General features: G+C 58.6%; 19 protein-coding genes. 8 read left to right on the top strand and 11 right to left on the bottom strand.

From position 1 onward, the window contains the following. Positions 1 to 76 precede the first annotated feature (76 nt). Positions 77 to 910 (bottom strand): oxidoreductase, encoded by an 834-nt coding sequence (locus AC4HNJ_RS19000; RefSeq protein ID WP_490481174.1) that lies wholly within the window; start codon positions 908 to 910, stop codon positions 77 to 79. An 89-nt stretch (positions 911 to 999) separates the two neighbouring features. Here AC4HNJ_RS19000 and AC4HNJ_RS18995 point away from each other — a divergent pair, with 89 nt between their 5' ends. After that, complete coding sequence (locus AC4HNJ_RS18995) at positions 1,000 to 1,992, top strand: AraC family transcriptional regulator (protein WP_490481173.1); 993 nt, start codon at positions 1,000 to 1,002, stop codon at positions 1,990 to 1,992. 67 nt (positions 1,993 to 2,059) lie between these two features. On the opposite strand, the gene AC4HNJ_RS18990 is transcribed toward AC4HNJ_RS18995, so the two are convergent. Together AC4HNJ_RS18990 and AC4HNJ_RS18985 are read right to left on the bottom strand one after the other, a co-directional pair. After that, positions 2,060 to 3,136: a 2-dehydropantoate 2-reductase gene (locus AC4HNJ_RS18990; protein WP_490481172.1), complete on the bottom strand. Its 1,077-nt coding sequence runs from the start codon at positions 3,134 to 3,136 to the stop codon at positions 2,060 to 2,062. A gap of 277 nt (positions 3,137 to 3,413) precedes the next feature. Next, positions 3,414 to 3,794, bottom strand: coding sequence for a hypothetical protein (locus AC4HNJ_RS18985; RefSeq protein ID WP_490481171.1), 381 nt, complete (start codon positions 3,792 to 3,794; stop codon positions 3,414 to 3,416). A gap of 726 nt (positions 3,795 to 4,520) precedes the next feature. On the opposite strand from AC4HNJ_RS18985, the gene AC4HNJ_RS18980 reads away from it, so the two are divergent. Next, complete coding sequence (locus AC4HNJ_RS18980) at positions 4,521 to 5,105, top strand: cysteine dioxygenase (protein WP_490481170.1); 585 nt, start codon at positions 4,521 to 4,523, stop codon at positions 5,103 to 5,105. A gap of 80 nt (positions 5,106 to 5,185) precedes the next feature. Next, the gene (locus AC4HNJ_RS18975; RefSeq protein WP_490481169.1) at positions 5,186 to 6,580 is read left to right on the top strand and encodes an FAD/NAD(P)-binding protein; all 1,395 of its coding nucleotides are present in this window, start codon (positions 5,186 to 5,188) and stop codon (positions 6,578 to 6,580) included. Positions 6,581 to 6,688: 108 nt separating this feature from the next. On the opposite strand, the gene AC4HNJ_RS18970 is transcribed toward AC4HNJ_RS18975, so the two are convergent. Next, positions 6,689 to 6,898: a heavy-metal-associated domain-containing protein gene (locus AC4HNJ_RS18970; protein ID WP_490481168.1), complete on the bottom strand. Its 210-nt coding sequence runs from the start codon at positions 6,896 to 6,898 to the stop codon at positions 6,689 to 6,691. A gap of 73 nt (positions 6,899 to 6,971) precedes the next feature. Continuing rightward, positions 6,972 to 9,428 (bottom strand): heavy metal translocating P-type ATPase, encoded by a 2,457-nt coding sequence (locus AC4HNJ_RS18965; RefSeq protein WP_490481212.1) that lies wholly within the window; start codon positions 9,426 to 9,428, stop codon positions 6,972 to 6,974. Positions 9,429 to 9,638: 210 nt separating this feature from the next. On the opposite strand from AC4HNJ_RS18965, the gene cueR reads away from it, so the two are divergent. Together cueR and AC4HNJ_RS18955 are read left to right on the top strand one after the other, a co-directional pair. Next, the gene (cueR, locus tag AC4HNJ_RS18960) at positions 9,639 to 10,037 is read left to right on the top strand and encodes a Cu(I)-responsive transcriptional regulator (protein ID WP_490481167.1); all 399 of its coding nucleotides are present in this window, start codon (positions 9,639 to 9,641) and stop codon (positions 10,035 to 10,037) included. Positions 10,038 to 10,140: 103 nt separating this feature from the next. Then, positions 10,141 to 10,839: an MgtC/SapB family protein gene (locus AC4HNJ_RS18955; RefSeq protein ID WP_490481166.1), complete on the top strand. Its 699-nt coding sequence runs from the start codon at positions 10,141 to 10,143 to the stop codon at positions 10,837 to 10,839. Positions 10,840 to 10,878: 39 nt separating this feature from the next. Here the strand turns inward: AC4HNJ_RS18955 and AC4HNJ_RS18950 are convergent, their stop codons facing one another. Further along, positions 10,879 to 11,196, bottom strand: coding sequence for a hypothetical protein (locus tag AC4HNJ_RS18950; RefSeq protein WP_490481165.1), 318 nt, complete (start codon positions 11,194 to 11,196; stop codon positions 10,879 to 10,881). 139 nt (positions 11,197 to 11,335) lie between these two features. Between AC4HNJ_RS18950 and AC4HNJ_RS18945 the strand changes: the two genes are divergently transcribed. Continuing rightward, positions 11,336 to 12,343 (top strand): MBL fold metallo-hydrolase, encoded by a 1,008-nt coding sequence (locus AC4HNJ_RS18945; RefSeq protein ID WP_490481164.1) that lies wholly within the window; start codon positions 11,336 to 11,338, stop codon positions 12,341 to 12,343. Positions 12,344 to 12,435: 92 nt separating this feature from the next. Here AC4HNJ_RS18945 and AC4HNJ_RS18940 read toward each other — a convergent pair whose 3' ends face one another. Continuing rightward, positions 12,436 to 13,377, bottom strand: coding sequence for an alpha/beta fold hydrolase (locus tag AC4HNJ_RS18940; RefSeq protein ID WP_490481163.1), 942 nt, complete (start codon positions 13,375 to 13,377; stop codon positions 12,436 to 12,438). Between the two features lie 375 nt (positions 13,378 to 13,752). Here AC4HNJ_RS18940 and AC4HNJ_RS18935 point away from each other — a divergent pair, with 375 nt between their 5' ends. Continuing rightward, positions 13,753 to 15,717, top strand: coding sequence for a M1 family metallopeptidase (locus tag AC4HNJ_RS18935; RefSeq protein WP_490481211.1), 1,965 nt, complete (start codon positions 13,753 to 13,755; stop codon positions 15,715 to 15,717). A 103-nt stretch (positions 15,718 to 15,820) separates the two neighbouring features. Here the strand turns inward: AC4HNJ_RS18935 and AC4HNJ_RS18930 are convergent, their stop codons facing one another. The 4 genes from AC4HNJ_RS18930 to AC4HNJ_RS18915 all read right to left on the bottom strand — a co-directional run bounded on the left by AC4HNJ_RS18930 (position 15,821) and on the right by AC4HNJ_RS18915 (position 21,760). Further along, positions 15,821 to 17,815: a S9 family peptidase gene (locus AC4HNJ_RS18930; protein WP_490481162.1), complete on the bottom strand. Its 1,995-nt coding sequence runs from the start codon at positions 17,813 to 17,815 to the stop codon at positions 15,821 to 15,823. After that, entirely contained in the window at positions 17,812 to 19,770 is a 1,959-nt protein-coding gene (locus AC4HNJ_RS18925) for a CocE/NonD family hydrolase (protein WP_490481161.1), read from the bottom strand. Before AC4HNJ_RS18925 ends, AC4HNJ_RS18930 begins: the two co-directional genes overlap by 4 nt. A gap of 12 nt (positions 19,771 to 19,782) precedes the next feature. Next, a complete protein-coding gene (locus tag AC4HNJ_RS18920) occupies positions 19,783 to 20,115 on the bottom strand; it encodes a hypothetical protein (protein ID WP_490481160.1) in 333 nt (110 codons plus the stop codon). 493 nt (positions 20,116 to 20,608) lie between these two features. Continuing rightward, a complete protein-coding gene (locus tag AC4HNJ_RS18915) occupies positions 20,609 to 21,760 on the bottom strand; it encodes an N-acetylmuramoyl-L-alanine amidase (protein WP_490481159.1) in 1,152 nt (383 codons plus the stop codon). 703 nt (positions 21,761 to 22,463) lie between these two features. On the opposite strand from AC4HNJ_RS18915, the gene AC4HNJ_RS18910 reads away from it, so the two are divergent. Then, a complete protein-coding gene (locus AC4HNJ_RS18910) occupies positions 22,464 to 24,203 on the top strand; it encodes a phospholipase C (RefSeq protein WP_490481158.1) in 1,740 nt (579 codons plus the stop codon). Positions 24,204 to 24,274 lie beyond the last annotated feature (71 nt).

The following is a 24,274-nucleotide window of genomic DNA, read 5'->3' as shown; positions in this document are numbered from 1 at the left end:
CCGTGGATACGCATCGCCACGACGGTGCCGCCTTGCCGCCTTTTTTTGCAAAGAGGCCGTTCACTTACGAGCATGTTCATCCATCGGTCGAGCGCGTCAGCTGCTCCCATGCGGCAAACTCATCGCTCAGCGATTCGAGCTTGTCCCGTACGAGATGGAGCGCATCGCTCCCCAGAAGCAGGTGGGCGGGCGGGTTTGCAGCATGAATGACGGTCAAGATAGCGCGCGCAGCCTTGACCGGGTCTCCCAATTGCTTGCCGCTTTTGTCCTGGCGAGCGCTCCGGATGGGCTCGAACAGCGCATCGTAATCCGCAATGGAACGCGGCGAGCGATGCATGGATCGGCCGGCCCAGTCGGTGCGAAACGATCCTGGCGCCACGGCGGTAACAGCAATGTTGAATGAGCTGACCTCTTTGCCGACTACCTCCGAGATGCCTTCCAACGCAAACTTGCTTCCGCAGTAGTAGGCGATGCCTGGCATCGTGATGAAGCCGCCCATCGACGTGATGTTGATGATGTGCCCCTTCCGTCGCTGACGCATGCACGGCAACACAGCCTTCATCATGGCGACGGCGCCAAAGACATTGACTTCGAACTGGTGACGCATGTCGTCCAGTGTGGATTCTTCGAAAATGCCTTCATGGCCATAGCCCGCATTGTTGACCAACACATCAAGCGGACCAATCGCTGATTCGATCTCCGCGACGAACGACTCGGCCGGCCCCATGTGGGCCAGATCGAGGATGCGACCGAAGGCGCGCCCTGACTCCATAGCTTCGAATTCCTCCGCGGCTTGATGGCTACGTACCGTGCCCACCACTCGGTGGCCCGCCGCCAATGCCTCCTTTGCGAGGGCTCTGCCGAATCCACTGCTGACGCCAGTAATAAGCAAGGTCTTGACGGCTGACATAGGGGCTCCTTGAACACATTGTGGCTGTTGACGAATGGTCAAATTAACCGTTCACTGCGTGGGAAAAGAGACCAAACCATCTATTTTTGTTGCCTATTCCTATGAATAGACATAGCGCCATCCGAGAAACCCGCATCATGAAACCGTCGTCTCTTGAAGAACACCAACGCATGCTGGCGTTGCTTCGGCAACTGGCGCACAAAGAAGGCTATAACCCAACGGCATTGCCTGATGTCCGTATCCTTCGCTCTGACCGTCCCCTGGTGCGCACCCCTGTGCTCTATGAGCCAGGGCTGGTCATCGTATGTCAGGGCCGAAAGCGGGGCTATTTTGGCGACGATATTTATGTGTATGACGAACAGCACTATCTCGCCGTATCGGTGCCGGTTCCGTTCACCATGGAAACGGACGCAAGCGCCACCAAGCCTCTCTTGGCTATTTATATGCAACTCAATTTGAGCACGGCGGCTGAAGTCGCCCTGCTTATTGACCGACACGCTCCGTCTGCTCCATCGCTGTCGCCGCGCGGCATGTTTTCCAGTCCGATGGACGCTCCATTCCGGGAACTGGTTTCACGATTTCTGCAAGTCCTGAATCATCCGCTTGAAGCGGAAGTCCTCGGCCCTGGCGTGGTACGCGAACTTTATTTCTGCGTACTCACAGGGGAGCAAGGCAGCTCCATGCGTGCAGCGCTGGCCATGCAAGGACAGTTTGGCAAAATCAGCAAAGCCCTGCGCCATATCCATGCGACGTTCGATGGTCCGCTGGACGTAAAGCAACTCGCCTACGAAGCGAATATGAGCGTTCCCACCTTTCATAGCCACTTCAAAGCGATTACCCATACCTCTCCGATGCAATACGTAAAATCCGTTCGCTTGCATCAAGCACGCTTATTGATATTTCGCCACGACATGACCGCTGCTGCAGCCAGTGTCTCCGTAGGTTATGAAAGCGTCTCTCAATTCAGCCGGGAATTTAAACGTCTCTTTGGACGATCGCCCAAGGAAGAAGTCCGGCGTATGAAAGGCAGCTTCGCTCTCCCTCCCGCACAGGCGAATGCACCCTATATCTCCTCGCACTGATCCCAATGCATAAGCATGATGCCGGACGGGTGGAGCGTCCCGTTGCCACGGCTTTACCCACTCACACTCAGGTCAGCCGGACATCCCTCAGCGCATCGCGATGAGGCTGCTTTATCTTCCCTCTTTTACCTGAGCGGGCCGCCTGCAACTCAGCGAGCAGATGATCGCCCCGCCAGGCCGGCCTTATCGGGCTCCGCTCTGCCTCGTGCACCAGCTGGCACAAGCGCGCATTCACCGGCGCACGGCGGCCCAACCGGCGAGCCAGGCGAACGACATCTCCGTTGATCCAGTCCACCTCGGTATCGCGGCAATCCGCCAAATCATCCGACATGGCGGACCGGGCCAACGGATCGATATCCAGCAGCGAAGCGCCCAGCACGCTGAACACCACGCAGGGCAAGCGCAGCAAACGAGGCATCCAGGCAGGAGCAAAACGCCCGAGCCGAAGCGGCTTGATGCCCGTCTCGGCGAGCAGTTCCAACGCTTCCTCTTGAGCCAGCGCAAGGCAATGCCGATAAGCACGCTCAATGAACTGTTCCCTCAAGGGACGGTTTGCAAGCGCATTGATGGATTGATTGATAGCCAACAGCAAAGCTCCCCACTGCACGGGCAACATATCGGTATGCATACGCAGAGGGATGCCGGCCTGGCTGAACTCGGGGAGAAACGGCAGCAATCCTTGCCCTGCACGGATTTCCAAACCGCCTGCCGAAACTTGATGAAAAATGCCGTAGCCAAGGGTGACCACTTCGAAAAGCACTTGGCTTTCCAGCACTGCATGCTGAGGTAAGCCGTTACGTAGCAACTCCGCGCAGCGCATTCCGCTTTGGAAAGTGATCACGGTCGCACCGGGCTTGAGCAATCCCGCCAACTCTGTCGCCGCCGCAGGCATGTCCATGGACCTGACCGCCAGCAGGACTAGGTCAGCCGCTGCAACGCGAGTGATGTCTGTAGAAAAATGTGCGGCAAATGATGGAATGTGCCACCATCGATTCCTGTGATCGGAAAGCATCAGGCCATGCTTTCGCACATCGCCCGGAACGCGTCCGCGCCCGACGAAGCTCACATCACTTCCGGATGCAAGCAATCGGCCACCGATGTAGCAGCCCACGGCACCCGCGCCATAAACACAGATCTTTGCCATACACACCTCGTTTATCCGTAAGGACCACGCTGTCTGATGTGGCCGTGGATGTGACGAATGGCGGCGGCGCGAATCAAAAAAGTCCCCCCGCGCCGCCGCCCTGGGGAAATGCCCGTCTTCACGAGGAAGCATTCTGGCGACAGGGTGTTCGGAAAATATGTCCGGTGCAGATGGAATTGTAAGAGGCTGTGTCAACGCATGCCGATGTTGAACGACCCACTTATGAAACCCGCAGGGCGGTACACCGATGACCGCACCGCGTGCAGGATGCTCCCGGCTACCGAAGAATAGGACCCATGCCAAGCGCGCCACGCGTCAATCGATCTTCGCTTGTCTGCCCCATCGAAATCAGGCATGTCGCCTCGAACAACTCGGGTGCCACTTGTCGGTAGGTGATCGAGCCGGCGCGCCGCAGAATCACTTCTTCAACCGTCGCCCAGTGATCGCTCTTGATCGCGCGGGAAAGCCAGCGTTCCGGTGCGCGCCGCTGTGGTAGCCGCGCGCGCTGGAATCCGTAAAGCAATGCATCCAGTGGGACGTTGCCGAGCACGGTGCCGTCCGGATCCACGTCTACCTTCTCGACGACGAACTTGACAATCCCGCCGTCCAACAGGAATCGCCGAAATTCGCTTTCGCTTGGCCGCGCTCGAATGGTCATGGGTGTATGCCATAGGCGCCACCCTAGATTCCCTGAGTGATTTAAACGCCGCAACGCCTGGAAGACAAGTAAAGAAACATGAATAGCCGCGGTGCGATTCATGATGCCTGTGCGGCGCCTTTCTTGCAGAGGTCATGCGGGCCAACAAAAACCTAGCCGCCCTTTCATCGCGCATGTCGGCAAATGATCCCCGCCCTTCTCACCGTGAAAAATTACGGGAACCATCATCGATGGCAGGCAAGGACAGCGCAATCGCATTCCACGTATCACTCTGGCTTAGCGAGTGATGCGTGCCACAACATCACCATAGCCAGGGCGGCGAAGAAACGCGCTTGATTGGTGTCCACCGCCCCGAATATAGACAATCAACTGAACGCACATCGCGATCATTCGTGACGCATCGTAAAAATCGTACGTGAAGAAAGGATCCTCATATCGGAATCTTTGCAAAAACGCGCGTTGCGATTAAACAAATCGCAACGCGCGCCCACCACGCAGTGCCGCACCGCACCCGCTCATTACTCATTCGAAATACCTATGGCGTAAGACGAAATTCATCTTATTGCGCTGGCAAATTTTTAATTAAATTGGCTACCCCAATGTTTGCGCGGCTTGGCATCGCATGGAAGGCATATCGCCATGAGCATTCGGAACGACCGACTAGCAGTTCTTTAACGCAGCGTGTGGTTGTTTCGTCATCGAGTACGCCAACCACCAGGGGCTTTCATGCACGACGCACTCACCTCTTCCATCGCACGCTGGAAGCAACGATTGCTTATCACCATCGACACCTTCACCGGGGTGAAGGGAAACATCGATGGGTCACGCTTGGCAAAAGCACTGGCCGATGTATCCACATGGGAAGGATGTCCGCGCGCCGACGATCTGGCCGAAGGCCGCTCCGCCATCGCTTACCGTCGCTTCCCCTTGACACTGCAAACGTCGCGTAACTATGAAGCCCTATTGATCCTGTGGCCGCCGGACCACGCTACCCCGATACACGATCACGACGGTCTTTGGGGCATGGAGTTTGTCTTGGATGGCGTGCTGGAAGTCGAAGCTTTCGATCTATCCCTTAACCAGCATCCTCATCTTGTTTCAAGAGAGGCATCCATTCTCGGCGTCGGTGATTTCGTCACGTTTTCCGATGCCGACTATGCACACCGCTGCAAGAATCTCTCGTCGAACCGCCCGGCGCTTTCGTTGCATATCTATGGCGGTGAACTGAATACCTATCGCAGCTTCCATGAAGAGGACGACCACTGGACCGTTACGCAACACCAGACCGTTCGCGATCCCGCGTTGAGCTGATTCACGCAAACCAGTACGTAGCCGGTACCTATCTGGCTACGCATAACAGTGCCGATCTGGCCCAGTACGAGGATGTTTCCATGGCGGATATCGCAATCATTGGCGGCGGCGCGGCAGGTGCGGCCGTCTTCGGCGCCCTGCTGAACAAGGACCATGCCGGTACAGTGCACTGGATCACCGGCACGTCCACCACCGGCCGGGGTGTGGCCTATGCCACGCCCCACGACCATCACTTGCTCAATGTGCGCGCGAGCGGCATGGGACTGTATGTCGATCAAAGCGAGGATTTTGTCCAGCATAGTGCACGCCAGCGCGCAGGCATTCATGGAACGGACTTCCTTCCCCGTCGATGGTTCGGTGACTTCATCCAAGCGCAAGTGCAGGAGCGCATAGCCACGGCTTCACAACAGGGGCGTCGTTTCGCTTGTCATGAGCAGGAAGCCACTGAACTTCACCGTTGCGATGATGGCTATCTGATCAAGCTTGACGATGACCGTACGCTACAAGCGGACAAGATCGTACTGGCTGTGGGCGCATTGACACCACGCCCTCTTCGCACGGTTTCAGCACGCGCGCTTGCGAGTGGATCCTATGAACTTGATCCATGGAATCTGCCGAACCGGACATTGAGTCCGCGGCGGTTGATCGTGATCGGTACCGGCCTTACCGCCGTGGACACGCTGCTTTCAGCAGCCAGGCAATGGCCGGATGCGGAACTCATAGCCGTCTCGCGTCATGGGCTGCTGCCATTCGTTCATCCCGAGCTCCCCATCGCACCGTTCCCGGACCAAGCCAATCTCAATGCAGCCTTGCTTGCCTGCGATGGAACAGCCGCCATGCTGCGGAAAATCCGCCAGACACTGCGCGATGCCTCAGACATTGACTGGCGCAGCGTGGTCGACGGCATGCGTCCCGTCAACGCATTGCTTTGGCAGGGACTGACGTTATCCAAACGCCGCCAGTTTCTGCGCCATGTGCGTTGGGTATGGGAAGCGTCCCGTCACCGTACTGCCCCCAAGTCGGCCGATGCGATCCAGCAACTGCGTGACGAAGGCCGTCTCCAGGTACATGCAGCACGCGTGTTACAGGTGGATGGCGATGGATCGCTGGAAGTCACCGTGCGCAGGCGCGCCAACCAGGCAATATCGAACTTGCAAGCCGATCTTGTCGTGCAAGCGACGGGCCTGGATACCGCGGTGGCTTTTACGGAACACACATTGCTTTCGCAGATCATCAAGGATGGCCTCGCCGTCGCAGACCCTTTGCAACTCGGTATCCTGGCCCATCCGGATGGGCGGTTGATCGATGCGCGCGGTCATATCCAGCCCGACTTGCATGCCATCGGCTCCCTGCTACGCGGCAATTTCTGGGAATGCACGGCCATGCCTGAAATAAGAGCAGCCGCGCATGCGCTGGCAACCGCGTTGGCCACATCCACTGCCTCGATCAATGCCTCCACCAGCGTCTCCGCTTGAGTGCAACGCCAGGCACGACACCGATGAGCTTTCTCCAAGAGACTCAGCCGGACTTGAAAGCACGATGGCACCGCGCGTGCCATCGGCTGTCGTCCACCTCGATTCTGCTTATGCCTCCACATCCATCGGTTGCACCGCATAACCCGCATCTTTGATCGCCTGCGCAAGGACCTCCTCGGCAATAGATGCATGAATGTTTACTTCATGCCTGGATATATCGGCCTCCACCTGCGCGGCGAGATCAACCGACTGCACAGCTTTGGTAATCGTGGCGACACAGTGGCCGCAGGTCATATCGGGGACGTGGAAACGGAACATCGTTATCTCCTTGCTACAACTCATGATGAAAACACCGATCCTGCCAATGCAGGACGGTAAAACGACACACGGCTTAGGCCCCGATCGGGGCTTGAAAGCGCTTCAGGCGAAGAGCGTTGCCGAGTACGAACACACTGGAAAGCGCCATCGCTGCGGCTGAAATCATCGGAGACAGCAACACGCCGGCCAACGGATAGAACGCGCCTGCTGCAAAGGGAATCAGCACAACGTTGTAACCAAATGCCCATAGCAGGTTCTGGCGGATGTTGCGTATCGTGGCTTTCGACAAGGCGATGGCATTGACTACCGCGCGCAAGTCACCGCCGACCAACACCACATCGGCCGATTCGATGGCGACATCCGTGCCGGTGCCGATGGCCAACCCGACGTGGGCGGCTGCCAAGGCAGGCGCATCATTGATGCCATCGCCGACGAACGCGAGCTGTCCCGCATCCGTTTGCAGACGCTTGATCGCATCGACCTTCCCCGCTGGCAACACCTCAGCCACAACAGTGTCGATGCCCAACTCGGCGGCAATGGCGTTGGCCGTTGCATGGTGATCGCCCGTGACCATCGCAACTTTCAATCCCAAGGCGTGCAAGGCATCGATGGCGGAACGACTGGTGGGTTTGACTGGATCGGAAACAGCGACCATAGCCGCAACGCGTCCATCGACAGCGACGTAAAACGGACTCTTGCCTTTCGATGCCAATCGCTCGGCTTGCGTTGCGAATATGCCGATATCCGCCCCCTGCTGTTGCATGAGCCGATCCGAACCCACTGCCACGCGCTTGCCGGCTACTCGCGCCAAAACGCCGAGGCCGGCGAGCGACTCGAACGCCTGCGCCGTATGCATCGTCGTGCCTTCCCGCTTGGCCGCCTCGACAATCGCTAGTGCAATCGGATGTTCGGATAGCGACTCCACCGCGGCGAGGTAGGCGAGCACATCGTGCCGCTCGAAGCCGCTTGCCGCGACCAGATCGGTCAGCTCGGGCTTTCCTTTGGTCAGCGTGCCGGTTTTGTCGAGCGCGACGACTTTCACCTCACGCAGCGCCTGCAAGGCATCGCCCTTGCGGAACAGCACACCGAGCTCGGCCGCGCGACCGGTGCTGACCATGATCGACGTCGGCGTGGCCAAGCCCATGGCGCAGGGACACGCAACGATCAGCACGGCTACGGCATTGACCAGTGCAAACGCCAAGGCGGGCGAAGGACCTGCCAGCAGCCAGATCACGAACGTCAACGCGGCGGCGCCCATGACGGCCGGCACGAACCACATTGTGATGCGATCGACGATAGCCTGGATCGGCAGTTTCGATCCCTGCGCTTGCTCGACCATGCGGATGATTTGCGCCAGCATGGTGTCGCCGCCCACACCGGTCGCCTTGAACCGGAACGCACCGCCTTGCGCCATGGTTCCGCCAATCACCTTCGCACCCGCATCTTTCGAGACGGGCACGGGTTCGCCGGAAATCATGCTTTCATCGACATAGGCATGACCGTCAACGACATCACCATCCACCGGAATCTTTTCACCGGGACGCACATGAACGATGTCACCGGCTCGCACCTGCTCGACAGGGACCTCGACGACATTTCCATCGCGCTCCACGCGCGCACCTTTCGCCTGTAAACCGATCAGGCGTTGCACGGCTTCTGAAGTACGCCCTTTCGCACGCGCTTCCAGCAAACGACCGAGCAAGATCAAACTAATGATCACCGTGGCCGCTTCGTAATACACGTTCACGGTGCCGGCTGGCAGCGCATGTGGAAAGAACGTGGCGACGAAGGAATAGCTATAGGCAGCAAGCGTGCCTACGGCAACCAACGAATGCATGTCGGGCGCAGCACGCAACAAGGCCGGAATACCCTTGCGGTAAAATCGCATGCCCGGCCCGAACATCACGATGCTGGCAAGCGCAAACTGGATATCCCAGTTCCATGACCGACCCAGCGTGTGATGGACCCAGGCACCGATGGCTGGCACCAGATCGGCCAGCATGCCCAGGAAAAGAATCGGTACGGTGAGGCAAGTCGCAATCAGCCAGGCATGCCACAGCGATTGCACTTCGTGCTGGCGGCGATCATCACTTTCCTGATGCGCGCCCGCCGCGGCACTACCTTGCAGCGATGCATGATAGCCAGCCTGCTCCACTGCCGCGATCAGGTCCGATGCCGACACCGTGCCTGCCACGTAGCTGACGCGCGCGCGCTCGGCAGCAAGATTGACGCTCGCCGTCCTCACGTTAGGCACCTGCTTCAGCGCTTTTTCCACGCGCCCGACGCAGGACGCACAACTCATACCTTCGATGGACAGTTCCATCGACGTTTCCCCTACGCCATACCCGGCTTCTTCGATGGCATGGATCGCGGCTTGCGCATCCGCCGCATCGCTCAGCACCACATCGGCCCGTTCCGTCGCCAGATTCACCGCCGCAGACTGCACACCTGGAACCGCCCTGAGTGCGCGCTCGACACGCCCCACGCACGAAGCACAGCTCATGCCTTCCACCGGCAAACTCAGTGTCATGCCAACCTGAAGCCGAGCCTGTTTTTCGGGAATTTCTTCTTTAGTAACCGTGCTCACCAGACACTCCTGCTATTCCGCGTCCAGTTCATCCTAGGGATTCCCACGCTAGGAAGGTCAAGCGGTCACGCATCAAATCGGGAAATCTTCATGCGGACTTGACCTTGCCACGATAGGAAGGATCACCATATAGGCTTCCCAGGAGGTCATGCCATGAATATCGGAGAGGCAGCCAAGACATCAGGCGTTTCCGCCAAAATGATCCGCTACTACGAGCAGGTGGGCTTGATCCGCCCTGCTGCGCGTACCGGCTCCAATTACCGTGCGTATGCCAAGAAAGACATCGAGGTATTGCGCTTCGTGCACCAGGCACGGCGTCTCGGCTTTTCGATGAAGCAGATAGCGACCCTGCTGGAATTGTGGGAAGACCACCATCGCCCCAGCAGCGAGGTCAAACACCTGGCGCTGACCCATATCGATGAATTGACGCAGCGCATCCAGGAATTGACGGCTATGCGCAATACGCTTCAACACCTTGCCGATCACTGCCGGGGTGACTCACGCCCGGACTGTCCGATCCTTGAGGGACTTTCGCACTCCTGCCACGACTAGGCACCCGTACGCGGCGAATACCCTCACTGCATTGGAGCAACGATTTTATCGGCACTTCATGCACGACGATCCACCATGCATCGACGATATCGGGAGGTGCCGCGTGATCAGCTCCTATGAAGTTATCTTGCGTCTGCTGACGGCTGCGATGCTTGGCGCCGTGATCGGCGCCAATCGTGGCCGCCTGGAATGGACCGCCGGACTGCGCACGCACATGCTGGTCAGCGTCGGTGCTGCGCTGGCCTTGATCGTTTCCGCGTATGGATTCCGGCATGCGCTGACCTACGATCATGTCATCCTGGATCCATCGCGTATCGCCGCGCAGGTCGTCAGCGGCATCGGTTTTCTCGGCGCGGGCACGATACTTTTCATGCAGCGCGAACAAGTGATCCGCGGCCTGACCACCGCCGCGGGATTATGGGCAGTAGCCGCAGTGGGCTTGGCCGCTGGCGCGGGTCTATACGTTCCGGCGGTAGCTGCCACCATGATCTTGTGGGTGATTCTTGCGCTGCTCAAACCGTTGGAGCAACGTTTCGTCAAACCTCGGCGCCGTCATACCGCACTGCTGATCGAACTGAGCAGCAATGCGGCGCTGGCGACGGTAGAGCGTATTCTCAACCATGCACATGCACCGGTTCGGCATATGGCGCTGCATCGCGAACCGGATGGCTACGACACGGTCGAGATACGGTTCGCCCAAGCTCTCGACTTGCAAAAGCTCAGCGCCTTGGCCGATGCCTGCCGCAGCATCGAGGGCACGCGCGCTATCAGGATCGCGCTGCCGGGTCGCAGTATCGAATGACGTGCAGACGCGGTATGCGCTCCGGGGCTTCCCGCTAGCTCAAAAGCCTTTGCTGATTTGCAGCCACGCGCGCGACGACGGCCGATGCCCGGCCAACTCCGGCGCATTACCCACAGAAGCCGCCACCTGCAGCGTCGCGGTCCACTGATCCGGCCCCGCCCAATTGAGGCCGATACCCGCGCTGCTCAAATCAGCGTGATTGGAACCGGTGCTGTCCAGCCATGTTTTTGCATTGACCCATACGCCGCCATGGTCGACAAAAACCAATTCCTGCCACGCGCCATGGCAAGACAAGGTCGTGACGCAACTCGACCGTCGCCAGGAAACCGGACGCGCCAACCAGCATGCTGACTTCATAACCACGCACCGTATCCGGACCGCCCAGCACGCCCGCATGCAGTGGGCTGTGGCTTCTGGCCTATGAAGTCAGCCTCGCCTTGATTCCCCGCTGTCGAGCACTATTAAGCCAGTTCGTGCTGCCGATCGAGCGAAATGAATGGCAAAGACCAACATCTATCATGCTGGCCCGGAAAGCGATCATTACGATGGTGTTCGCTTTTTCAATCCAGGCCACCCGGATACGGATCGCAGCTTAAAAGATGTACTGCGCTGGCGCTTTAAGGAAAAATCGGCGCCGTGGCCTAATTCGATCCCGGGCAAGCAAGTGGTGCCGGATAAACGTGTGGAGGGATTGCGCGCCACCCTTGTCGGTCATGCCACCGTGCTGATTCAAGCCGGATCGCTGAATATCCTGACTGATCCGCTGTGGTCGGAAAGAGCCAGCCCTTTTCGTTTCATGGGTCCTCGCCGCGTCGTCGATCCCGGCATTCACTTCGAGGATCTGCCGCCTATCGATGCGATCCTGCTCAGCCATAATCACTACGATCACCTCGATATCGCCACCCTGGCCCGGCTGCATCAAGCACACCAGCCGCTGATCGTGACGCCGCTCGGCAATGACGCCGTCGTGAGCCGCGCGATTCCGGATGCACGCATTGTCACGGGCGACTGGTGGGAATCGCTGGATATCCATAGCCATGCACGCGCCACCATCGTCCCCGCGCATCATTGGTCGGCGCGCGGCATCGGAGATCGACGCATGGCGCTTTGGGCGGGGTTTATGCTCCACACACCTGCAGGCATGGTCTATTTCGCTGGCGATACTGGTTATGGCGATGGGAATATTTTCCGCGAGATGCGCGAGCGCGTCGGTGCGCCTGACCTGGCGCTGATTCCCATCGGTGCCTATGCGCCGCGCTGGTTCATGCGCGACCAGCACATCAATCCCGAGGAAGCCGTAGCGATCATGCAAGACCTCGGTGCCAGAGAGGCCATGGGTATTCACTGGGGCGTATTCCAACTGACGGACGAATCACGCGAAGAGCCCGCCATTCACCTGCGCGAGGCGCTGCGCCGGCGTGGACTTGATTCGGAAGATTATCGATTCCTGGCAGCGGAGCCGGGGGATGTGATGGATGTCTTCGCCAAGTGCGAAGTGGAATGACCCACCTGCCAAGGCGCTACTCAGGCACCGCTGGCTTTCTCTCCATGAGCGTGGCCCAGTAGAGCCTGCGCCGAAGCGCAGGCGTCGCGATATCAGCCAGGGTGCCTGCCCATGAATTGCAGAATGAGACTGGCGATCTCGTCGTTCTTCTCATCCAGGGCAAAGTGTCCAGCATCGAGCAGATGGATCTCGGCGTTCGGCAGATCGTGTTTGAAGGCTTCGGCACCGGGCGCAATGAAGGAAGGATCATTGCGCCCCCACACGACCAATGTCGGCGGCTTGTGTTCGCGTAACCATGCCTGCCATGTCGGATAGGCGGCAACGTTCGTGCGGTAGTCGTAGAGCAAATCCGCCTGGATCTCGCGCTGCCCCGGTTTCTGCAGATGCGCGTATTCGTCGGTCCAGGTGTCGGGGTTGTAGCGCTCTGGATGCGACGTACCCAGGGTATGACGCTGCTCGGTCGCTTCGAACGAGAGGAATTTATCGACCACCTCCGGATGCGCTTGAGGGTCAGCCCAGTACTGCGCTATGCCGGCCCATTTGGCGCCCAGGCCCTGCTTGTAGACATTCGCATTCTGGATGATCAGCGCGTGCACTCTCTCTGGATGCTTCAGCATGATGCGGAAACCAACCGGGCCGCCGTAGTCATGCAGATAAAGGGTATAGCTGCCGATGCCGAGCTGCTCAAGCAGACGGTCCGTTGTCTCGGCCAGGTGATCGAATGTATAGGTATAGGAAGACGGCGGCGGCGCATCGCTCTGGCCGAAGCCGGGAAAATCCGGCGCTATCAAGTGATAGCGCGTAGCGAGCAAGGGAATCAGCGTATCGAACTCGCGTGAGGAAGATGGGAAGCCGTGCAGCAACACGATGGTAGGCGCGTGCCTGGGGCCTGCCTCGCGATAAAACACCTTCACGCCATCGACTGTGACGCGATGGTAAGTGGTCGTGGCAGACGTCGATGCCACCGGCGTGGCCTGTACGTTAGGCCCGATGATCGTAGCGGCCATGGCGATCAGTAGAAGTCGGAGTTTCATCACTCTATTCCCTGGGATATGGGCGTGGCGCCGTTGCCTTTTGGGTGCGCGACGCCAACACGATGCTCCTTTCCGCGAAACAGCAGTAGCCATTGATTCCGCAATACTCACTTCCGCAATATGGAAGACTGCATGGCTTGCCTTGAAGCCATGCTTGCTCGAGTGGCCGGTCAGGGGGCCGACCTGGCTTGATCATCAGGCAATCCCAGTCGTCATCTCTCAAGATCGTGGTTTCGTCGCGCTGCATAACGACGCTTTGCCATGGGCCGGGTGTCTATCCATCCGCTGCCACTAGCAACGCTTTACTGCCTTGCAGTATGGTCAGCCGCTTGCGTCAAGCTGGCGCAAGTGTTTGCTACAGGGCTCCCCATGAAAATTCTCCCGATCCTCAGCAGTGCGGTGCTGGTCGCGTTGTCCTTGCCTGCCGGCGCAGCCACTTCGTCGACATCGACGTACAACCCCCTCGAGACCTTTGCTCCCTTTGTCTATCCCCAGCCGTCCAACGCGTTTCGCACGGCGAGCGGGCTGCCGGGTCCGCTGTTCTGGCAAAACCGCGCGGACTATCAGATCAAGGCGACGTTGGATCCCACCACGCGCAAGCTGACCGGCGAGGAAGTGATCACCTATACCAATCACAGCCCTGATGATCTGGATGTGCTATGGCTGCAGGTTGAGCAAAATCGTTATCTCAAGGATGCGCGCGGCGCCTTCGACGACGGTACATTCCCGACCGAATTCACCGATGGCGAACATATTGCGTCGGTGGCGGTGGAAGGCCTCGATGGCAGGCTGCAGAAAGCCGATTTCGTGATTTCCGATACGCGCATGCAGGTACGCTTGCCGCACGCGCTCAAGGCTCGCGACGGCAAACTGCGGCTGCACATCAGCTACAGCTATACCGTACCCGGCGAATTCGGCGGCCGCACCGACGTCAATCCGACCAAAAACGGGGACATCTTCGAGATCGCGCAGTGGTATCCGCGCATGTGCGTGTATGACGATCTGCGCGGATGGAACACCGACCCTTATCTCAACAACGAGTTCTATCTCGAGTACGGCAATTACGATTACTACGTCACCGTGCCGTGGAACATGATCGTGGTGGGCTCCGGCGAACTGCTCAATCCGCAGGACGTACTGACCAAGATCGAACTGCAGCGACTGGATGAGGCACGGCATAGCGACAAGACGGTCATGATCCGCTCGGCGGCAGAGGTCAATGATCCGCGCAGCCGTCCGAAGCAGAGCGGCACGCTGACCTGGCATTTCCGCATCGACAATGCCCGTGACGCCGTATTCGGTGCGTCCAAGGCGTATATCTGGGATGCCGCGCGCATCAACCTGCCGGATGGCAAGACGGCGCTGGCCGAGTCCGCTTATCCGGTGGAAAGCGCCGGCAACGATGCCTGGGGTCGTGCCACCGAATACGTCAAGGCGGCGACCGAGTATTTTTCAAAACAGTGGTATCCCTACCCTTATCCGGCGGCGATCAATGAAGCCGGATCGGCCGGCGGCATGGAATACCCCGGCATCACATTCGATGAGAAAGAAGCAAAAGGCAGCGACCTGCATGCGCTGATCGCGCACGAAATCGGTCATACCTGGTTCCCGATGATCGTGGGCACGGACGAGCGCCGCAATGCGTGGATGGACGAAGGATTCAATACCTTTATCGACGTGTACGAGGCCGACCACTTCAATCATGGCGAATATGCGCCCAAGCGCGACGAGGAATACGCGCCTGGACATGGCAACCCCGCCGACGAAATCGTCAAGGTGCTGACCGACCCGGACGCGCCGCCGCTGCTTACGCGCGCAGACGAAATCCCGGAGAAATATCGCCACCCTGTCACGTACTTCAAATCGGCGTTCGGCCTAGTGCTGTTGCGCGAACAGATTATCGGGCCGGCACGCTTCGACCCGGCCTTCCGCAAGTACATCCAGACCTGGGCGTACAAGCATCCCAGCCCCTCAGATTTTTTCCGCTTCATGGAAAGTGAAACCGGTGAAGACCTGAGCTGGTTCTGGCGCGGCTGGTACGCGCATAACTGGAAGCTCGACCTGGCCGTGCAAGATGTCGCCCCGGTGGATGGCGACTGGCGCAAAGGCGCCACGGTGACGGTTGCCAACCTCGACCGCCTGGTGATGCCCGCTACGCTGGAAGTGGTCTACAGCGACGGCAGCAAGCAGGATATCCGTGTGCCGGTGGAAACCTGGATGCAGCATCGCAGTTACGCGATCCGCATAACTGGAAACAAGCCAGTGAAATCGGCGACGATCGATCCGATGCATGCCGTTCCGGACGTGAATCGCAGCAACAATACCTTCACGGTCAAATAAGCCCTGCGGCTTTCAAGCCTTCACTGCCGAAAAGCAAAAGGCAGCGAATACGAACGATGTGATGCCGGCATGCCCTATGCCGGCATCACATTTTTGTTTGCTGTCAGCTCTTCAGATGCTGCGTCATCCAATCCACCCAGCGCCGGTATACATCGGTGGTACGCACGATATCTTTTGGAAAGTGGGTGTCGGCCGGATACGCATAGAACTCCACCGGCACACCGTTATCGCGCAGCGCGTGGTACCACTCGTAGCTGTTTACCAGCGGCACGTTGGGATCGCCCACGTCACCCATGATCAGCGTGGGCGCAGTGACGTTCTGCGCATAGGCGATCGGCGATTGTTCACGCCAGATGTCCCGATATTTGGCCTTCCAGGGTGATCCGCCAAAGAAATAAGTATCGCCCTGCTGGTAATAAGCCACGGTGTAATCCATGACCCAGTCGGTCAATGCCGCGCCCGACACGGCTGCTTTCCAGACGCCGTAATGGCCGGTGAGCCAGGTCGTCATGTAGCCCCCATAAGACCATCCGCTTACGCCGATGTGCTGCTCGTCGACAATGCCGAGCTTTTCCACGGCGGCGAGTCCAGCCATCACATCTTCGCCGGGACCTACGCCGGTATCGCGATAGATCGCGTGCTGGTACGCGTCGCCAAGATTCGTGCTGCCGCGATAATTAGGCTCAAACACGATGAAGCCTTGTGCGGCAAGCAATTGCGGCAGCGACGAGAAAGCCACCGATGACGACGCTTCCGGACCACCGTGAATGACCAGCACCAGCGGGTATTTTTTCCCGCTGGCATAGCCCACCGGATACGTGAGTACTCCATCTTCCTGAAAACCTTGGGGGCCTTGCCAGCTGATCGATTCGACATGCCCCAGGGTCCGGCTATCGACGAAGCGGTTGATGTCGGTGAGCCGCCGCGGCGTAGCCGAGATGCCATTCATCACATACAACTCATCCGGATGGGTGGATGTGCTGCCTACAAATGCGATCACGCCGTTTTTGGAAAGGGTGAAGTCCGGATGGGCTTGCACCTGGCCAAGATCGAGTTTTTTCGCCGCACCTGACAAAGGCTGATCCCATAGCGCCAGCTGTGTGCCATCCGCACCTGCCAGCAATAGAGCCTTGGCGCGAGGCAACCAAGCAAAGGCATCGATGTTGCGCGCCAGCGCTTGAGTGACATCCTTGGCGTTTTCGCCATGCTTCAGGACATACACCGCGTTACCGTTGTTTTGATCGCCCTGACGCGGGCGCATGAAGGCAAGCGTATCGCCGTCCTGTGCGTATACCGGATTCATGCTTCCTGAGTCGGCGGACAACACTTCCGGTTGTCCTCCCGTCGCTGCGATGTCGTCAATCACCGACTTGAACGACGGTCCCCAATACGGACTCGTGAACCGGGTAAAGGCGATAGATCGCCCATCCCTGCTCCAGGTCGGTTCCGGCGTGTTGTCTTGCTGATCCGTCGACAGGCTGTAGTCGCCCTGCGTCAGACGCTTTGCCGTTCCGCCGGCACTTGGCACCACCCACAGGTGCCACGGCGCCAAAGCTGCGCGCATCAGGAAGTTGTTGTCCGTCACCCGGAAGGCATCGTCCTGCTTCTTGCCGCTCTTTGGCTTTGGCGCCTCGTCTTCGGTAATGAACGCGATCTGCGCACCATCGGGGCTCCATGCATAGGCATCCACACCCTCTTTGGCCTCCGTAATACGCATTGCATCGCCGCCATCCATAGGCATCACGAAAAGCTGTGCGTGTTTGCTATCGGGATCCTCGGCAAGGAACGCCAGCCGCGTGCCGTCGGGCGACCAGCGCGGCGAGGAAAGCTCCTTGCGTTTCCACGTCAATGCACGGGACGAACCCGTCGCCACATCGATCAAGTCGATCTCTTGCGGACGCTGGTCTGTTTCCCAATCCGGCTTTGAAACGATGACCGCGACGTGTTTGCCGTCAGGAGAAACCTGCGGTTCGCTCAGGCTCGCCAATTTACGCAAATCGGTCAGCTGGAACGGTGACGCTGCCTCTGCAGCGTGGCTTGACGACCACGCCAGGCACGCACAGCAAACAGCCAGGGTGAGGGATCGTGTCGAGATCATTGCGCCACCGGCAAGTCAATATACGTGGCGTGATCGGGCGTGTGATAGATGCGCTGCACCGCCTTACGATAGTCCCCGGGCTTGGCCAGGAAAATGTTCGGCACATAGGTTTGCGGGTTGCGATCGTAGAGCGGGAACCAGCTGGACTGGATCTGCACCATGATGCGGTGACCCGGCAAGAACACATGGTCAGCCGCTGGCAAGTGGAAGTGGTATGCCAGCGGCACGTTCGGCGTCAGCGGCGAGGGATGCGCGTAACTGGTGCGATAGCGGCCACGGAATATATCCATGCCGACGGCAAGCTCGTAACCGCTCATCGACGGCTCGGTGATGTCTTGCTGCGGATAGACATCGATCAACTTCACTACCCAATCCGAATCCGTACCGCTGGTCGATGCCACCAGATGCACGTCCGGCCTGCCGGTAATACGTACGGCTTGCGTCAGTACCGGCGTTTCATAGGTCTCTACATCGGAGCGCGTTTCTGCTTCGCGCTGATCGTCTACCAGCCATTCGTGCCAGGTTGGCGTTTCGGCGGCGGGAATCGGGCGATGCCGGTAAGGAACAGGCTTGGCCGGGTCGGAAATATATTCATCGTAGCCATCGCCGCTGTTTGCCGCCGGCGCGGTAAAGCTCAATGCATGATCGGCCTGCAGGTACAGCGGCTTGGATTGGATATGGCAATCGGAAGCGCATCCCGGCCACGATGAAAAAGCTTCCCACTGGTTGGTGCCGGTGACAAAGGCATTGACGGGAGCAACCGGGTTCGGCGGCGCGTCATCCTTCAGATAGTGCGCCAAGAACGGCCGCAGGATGTGCTCGCGGAAGTATAGCGACGTGTCGGAGTTGAACTTGATCGGGCCCAGTGCGCTGCCGTCGCGGATTTCCTGTCCGTGATACCAGGGGCCGAGCGTGAGATAGACCATGTCACCGTGCGTATCCTTGGGCTTCAACGCACGATAGACGGCCAAGGGGCCGTAAATGTCTTCCTGATCCCATTCACCAGCTACGAGCATCACCGGCACTTTGAGCGGTTGCGCAGCCAGGATCTTGTCCATCGCCTGATCCTGCCAGAAGGCATCGTAAGCGGGGTGCGCCACCAGCTTGTTCCAGAAGCCCAGCTGCTGCATCCCGTGCGCGTCCGCAATCGCTGTCGGATTGCCGGCGTCAAAATACATGTTGTAGTCGTCGTGATAACTGCTCCACCAATGGATGCTGTTGGAGCGTGTGGCGGTCTGGTCGTAGATGTAGGGAATCATCTGCTCACGGAAAGCGCCGTGATGGAACCAGTCGTCGCCCATCCAGCCGTCCACCATCGGGTTTTCCGGAATGGCGACCTTCAAGGCGGGGTTCGGATGCACCAGCGCCATCAGCGGTTCGAAACCATCGTAGGAAATACCCATGATGGCTACCCTGCCGTTGCTCTCCGGCACATGTTTCACCAGCCAGCCGATGGTGTCGTAAGCATCGGTGGCATCGGACACCGGCGTTGGATTCTGCGGCCCCAACACTGGGCGGTTCATGACGTAATCGCCTTCGGAACCGTATTTACCGCGGACATCCTGCACGACGCGGATATAGTGGTCTTCGATGAGCACGGCGGTGGAGTCATCGTCGTGCTGCAACACTTCACCGAGGTCGTCGCTGCTTCCTGAGGTCATGCGATCGGCGTCGTAAGGCGTGCGAGTCAACACGATGCCCGCGTGCTTGACACCCTTGGGAATCAGAATCACTGTGTGCAGCTTTACGCCATCGCGCATCGGGATCATGACCTCGCGGCGGATGTAGTTGAAATGCTGCGTCGACGGATCAAAGTGCGCCGGCATGTCGCTGGGGAAATTGGGGTATTTGGCGTGACTCTCGGTGGAATCGCTCGCATAGGCTGCGCCTGCGCACAGGAGCGAAGCCAAAAGCAACGCCAAGGGACGGCGTGGAAAAAGGGTGGCAATTTTCATCGTGGCTATCCGTCAAGGAAAAGTCGACGCCGTCACTGGCGGCGTCCGGTGCAAAGAGATATCTACAGCGTTGCGCTGGCGCACGGCTGCAGGGTTGGCGTCGATCGCGCCAAGGCGATCAGCGAACGGCATGCTGGAATCCATTGCAGCAAAGAACGAAAAAGCTTTTGCATGCCCTGTCATCACCCCTGTGATGGCTGCCATCATCCGATCTGCATCATGACGAAGTGGCGTGGATGAAATGACGCTTGGATGCACAAGGGCATCCTTCTTCGCCAAAAGATCTGCGTCAAAACCCCTATATAACGACACTTCACGCTTACTCATCGGCAGCACGAGGCCCAAGACACAACGCATCGACCTGCGTCAATGGGCGAGCAACGTGCCACCAAGCGTAGATTCCGCAAGGGCGTTCGAAGATCTATGAATCGAGTATGGGATCAAGCGTTATTCTGTAACAACATGACTAATGTCATGGGTACCTGCCATACCGGATAAGGCAACCACACCTCTTTTGAACAGCGGCATTCCCACTCAGCACACAGCCTTTTGAGCCCTGTCGCTTGCCATCGGCTTTGACGTAGGTCGGGCGCACTATTCGAGTACAGCCATCGAATATCGGTTCACGCCTGCTGCCGTAACCGTCAGCGCCGGCCAAACCATTCGTTTCGTCATCATCAATCACGGCAAACTCGGGCACGAATTGGCGGTTATACAGTGCTAATCCATATCGCCGTTCAACGCCCTTGGCGTGATGAGAACCCGGCACAGCCCTTGGCGTAAATCGTCACCATGTCCACCAACCGGTTTTCCGCCATGCCCGAGTTGTTCCAGCCCATCAGGCCGCCGTACTCTGCAGTGGATATTGCCGGAAGTAATTCGCGATACCGCTCTTCAACGCCTCGGCCAATTCCTGCTGATGCTGGTCAGTGACGAGTCGACGGCAGTCGTCGGCATTGCTCATAAAGCCGGTCTCGACCAGGATCGACGGAATATCCGGCGACTTCAGCACCGCAAAACCGGCCTGATCGACCTGTCGTTGATGGATGCGTGTCACCTGCCCCAGGTTGTCGATCATCAATCGGCCAAGATCCAGACTGTAGGCGATGGTCGCATCCATCGACATATCGACCAGGACCCTCATCAGCGCAGGATCGGGCGTGTAAAGCGCACTATTCTTCAGCGAAGCATATTGATCGGAACTGTTTTCGCTATTGGCCAGCCAACGCGCCATGGTGGAGGTGGCGCCGTGTTGCGAAAGCACCCAGACAGAAGCCCCTTGCGCCGACGGCACAGGCGCCGCGTCGGCATGAATGGAGACAAACAGGTCCGCATTTTCGCGATGTGCGATCTGTACGCGCTCCTCCAATGGGATGAAATAGTCATCATTGCGAGTCATCGTCGGCTGAAAGCGGGAGTCCGTCGCGAGCAGTCCATGCAGCTTGGTAGCGATGGCGAGGGCGACGTATTTCTCATACACATTGCTGGTACTGATGGCGCCCGGGTCTTTGCCGCCGTGTCCCGCATCGATGGCAATCACTGCCGGGCGACGCGTCGGACGCACCGCCGCTGCCGCCCCAGCGAAGGGCAGATGGACGACCAACTGATACATCCCCGTAGCCGCTGCGGCAGATTGCATGACGGCCTGTGGTTTTACATCGTGTCGCAGATCCAAAACGATACGCATGCCGTCACCGTGCCGCCCGTTGCGTACGTCTGCAATCCATGGATTGCCACCATCCATGTGCAGCGCCGGCATATAGGCGGCTACCTGTTGGAGATCGATGACTACACGCGAAGGCGATGACAAGGTAAAAACCCGGTACGGAACCGTTCCGCTCAAATCAAGCGTCAGACGCGCACCACCGCCATCCGTCTCCAGACGACAGCCGGTTACCCGCGTGGTATCGAGATGAAGGGCAGCCCGAGCGAGCGAAGGAGACAACGCCGCCACGGTGCCCAATGCGCTGAGGAAATGTCGCCGGTTCATCAACTTCCCCGAAGGCTACTCCACTATTTGGCATGTTATAACATAACTTGCATGCCAAACTTCAAGTGCTTTCTCAGGAAGCAAGCCCTGTCCCTTATGGCAGCTTTCTCGGAGCGGCCCTCAGGCTCGGAAAGCAGGGTGCCCAATCCCTGAAAGCCAACAGCCAGCCCCGCATGGCTTCTCACCCTTGGCGTGAAAGACACGATTTTCAGAAAAACGTTCTCTCTTCTTAAAGAATGCATCTCTAATGCATCTCTTAAGAATGCACCGCATCGATGCCTTTGCTTGAAAACCTGCGCAGGTGCAAGCGTGAACCGAGAAAACCTGTCGCCGCATTCATGCCTCTAAAAACGTGCGACTGCCGGAGATACACCGCAAGATCTTCGCACTGCCTGCACGCTCAGCGAAAAATACATTGCCGCACTGAGCGCGGCAGCCAGCCGAAATGCATGGCGTTTGAACAGATCCAGCCAAAAAACACATCTGAACAAAAACCACCGTTTTGAGCGATGCCGCCACGCATCATCCAACGTAAGAACCCGTTCCCTCTTCTCCCCGGCCACTGTCCCAGAACCTTCATATCCGAGTGGTTCAATGAACGCTTGCCGCGAACTGCATATGTAGCGTGCGGCAAAGCAGCAAGGGGGAATCCGCAGCACTACGTACTAGCCCTGCGTCGTTGTATCCATATCAGGAGGCTTTAATGTTCAGTCTTCGCATGTTCCGAAAGGCACTGCTGCCCGCGTCGATCGCCATCATGGGATTCGCCTTTGCAGCGTCTGCCCAAGTCGACTCGTTTTCGAATCAAAACGCCGATTCTCAGCCGCACTCCCCCTGGCCCGGATCCTGGCGCTCTCCGCAGGATGAGCTTTCGACCGCAACGCCGATCAAGCATCTGGTGGTGATCTTTGACGAAAACCGTTCGTTCGATCACTACTTCGGCACGTATCCGGTCGCCACCAACCCACCTGGCGAACCTAAATTCAAGGCGAGCCCCTGGACGCCCCAGGTTGACGGCCTCTCGCCCCAGCTGTTGACGCAAAACCCAAACAAGCTCAACCCGCTCAATGGCGTCAATGCGGTCAATCCTTTCCGCCTCGATCGCACCCAGGCCAACACCGAAGGCCAGAACCACAATTACACGCCAGAGCAAGAGGCGTACGACAACGGCGCCGCTGATCTTTTCCCCGCCTTCACCGGTAACAACACCGTCAGCAGCACCGGCACCTTCGGCACGCATGGCCTGGTGATGGGTTACTTCGATGGCAATACCGTCACAGCGCTGTGGAACTATGCCCAGCACTTCGCCATGGACGACAACGCCTACACCGACACGTACGGTCCCTCGACACCTGGCGCGATCGAAGTGGTATCCGGCACCAACAACGGCGCCAAGGTGGTGCTCGGTTCGGCTTCGACCATCCCCGATGGCCAAGGCGGCCTGACGCTGATCGGCGATACCGATCCTGCTTATGACACCTGCTCGTCGACTTCGAGCACCGTCATGATGACGTCGAAGAACATCGGCGACCTGTTGAATGCACATCACATCACCTGGGGTGGCTTCACAGGCGGTTTCGACCTGACCGCGGTCAATCCGAATGGAAGCACCGGCTGCAGTCGCAGCACGTATTCCAGCGTGTTGGACGCGACCAAGACCGACTACGTGCCGCATCACAACTGGTTCCAGTACTACGCCAGCACGTCGAACCCGACCCACACACGCCCCACCTCGGTGGAGGAAATCGGCTATACCGACGCCAAGGACAGCACCTCCACGCCAGTGCACCACGAATACGACTTGCATGACTTCTTCAAGGCCGTGTCGTCGGGCAACTTCCCCTCCGTCAGCTATTTGAAGGCGCCCGCCGTAGGCGATGCACATCCGGGTAACTCCGATCCATTGGATGAGCAGGCTTTCATCGTGAAGGTGGTCAACTTCCTGGAGCGTCAGCCCGATTGGAAGAACACTGCCATCATCATTACCTATGACGACTCGGACGGCTGGTACGACCATCGCTATGCCTCGCCGACGACCTCGTCCTTCGATGCCACCACACCTCAAGGCTCGGTCACCGGTGCAGACCAGCTCAATGGCCCGGGCATCTGCAATGGTCCGGATGCCAAACCGGGCATCGGCGTGAATGGCGGTCGCGTCAATGGACGCTGCGGCCCCGGCACGCGTATTCCGTTCCTGGTCATCTCGCCCTACGCACGCATCAACTATGTGGATGACGCGCGCATCACGCAGGCATCGGTCGTACGCTTCATCGAAGACAACTGGCTGCGTGGCGAGCGCATCGGCGAAGGTTCCAACGATGCAAGCACAGGCAGCATCATGGGCATGTTCGATTTCAGCCGCCGCGTCGACCTGGCGCAACCGCTGTTCCTCGATCCCAACCAAGGCACGCCGATCGACAAGCGCCAGCCCTGGCACTCCTGATGTTAATCCGGACCGGTGGATCGCTGTGCGATCCCCGGTCACGGAAACAGTATTCCTGCTCTGTGTGGAGC

The organism is Dyella sp. SYSU CM1112, from assembly GCF_058216415.1.
Note: the sequence above shows the minus strand (reverse complement) of the source record. Positions and strands in the feature narration are given on the sequence as shown.

Coding starts and splice junctions, on each gene's coding strand:
- AC4HNJ_RS18930 (WP_490481162.1), bottom strand. CDS start 17,815: ATGATCTCGACACGATCCCTCACCCTGGCTGTTTGCTGTGCGTGCCTG.
- AC4HNJ_RS18965 (WP_490481212.1), bottom strand. CDS start 9,428: ATGACACTGAGTTTGCCGGTGGAAGGCATGAGCTGTGCTTCGTGCGTG.
- cueR (WP_490481167.1), top strand. CDS start 9,639: ATGAATATCGGAGAGGCAGCCAAGACATCAGGCGTTTCCGCCAAAATG.
- AC4HNJ_RS19000 (WP_490481174.1), bottom strand. CDS start 910: ATGTCAGCCGTCAAGACCTTGCTTATTACTGGCGTCAGCAGTGGATTC.
- AC4HNJ_RS18980 (WP_490481170.1), top strand. CDS start 4,521: ATGCACGACGCACTCACCTCTTCCATCGCACGCTGGAAGCAACGATTG.
- AC4HNJ_RS18940 (WP_490481163.1), bottom strand. CDS start 13,377: ATGAAACTCCGACTTCTACTGATCGCCATGGCCGCTACGATCATCGGG.
- AC4HNJ_RS18925 (WP_490481161.1), bottom strand. CDS start 19,770: ATGAAAATTGCCACCCTTTTTCCACGCCGTCCCTTGGCGTTGCTTTTG.
- AC4HNJ_RS18950 (WP_490481165.1), bottom strand. CDS start 11,196: ATGAAGTCAGCATGCTGGTTGGCGCGTCCGGTTTCCTGGCGACGGTCG.
- AC4HNJ_RS18975 (WP_490481169.1), top strand. CDS start 5,186: ATGGCGGATATCGCAATCATTGGCGGCGGCGCGGCAGGTGCGGCCGTC.
- AC4HNJ_RS18915 (WP_490481159.1), bottom strand. CDS start 21,760: ATGAACCGGCGACATTTCCTCAGCGCATTGGGCACCGTGGCGGCGTTG.
- AC4HNJ_RS18910 (WP_490481158.1), top strand. CDS start 22,464: ATGTTCAGTCTTCGCATGTTCCGAAAGGCACTGCTGCCCGCGTCGATC.
- AC4HNJ_RS18990 (WP_490481172.1), bottom strand. CDS start 3,136: ATGGCAAAGATCTGTGTTTATGGCGCGGGTGCCGTGGGCTGCTACATC.
- AC4HNJ_RS18945 (WP_490481164.1), top strand. CDS start 11,336: ATGGCAAAGACCAACATCTATCATGCTGGCCCGGAAAGCGATCATTAC.
- AC4HNJ_RS18985 (WP_490481171.1), bottom strand. CDS start 3,794: ATGACCATTCGAGCGCGGCCAAGCGAAAGCGAATTTCGGCGATTCCTG.
- AC4HNJ_RS18970 (WP_490481168.1), bottom strand. CDS start 6,898: ATGTTCCGTTTCCACGTCCCCGATATGACCTGCGGCCACTGTGTCGCC.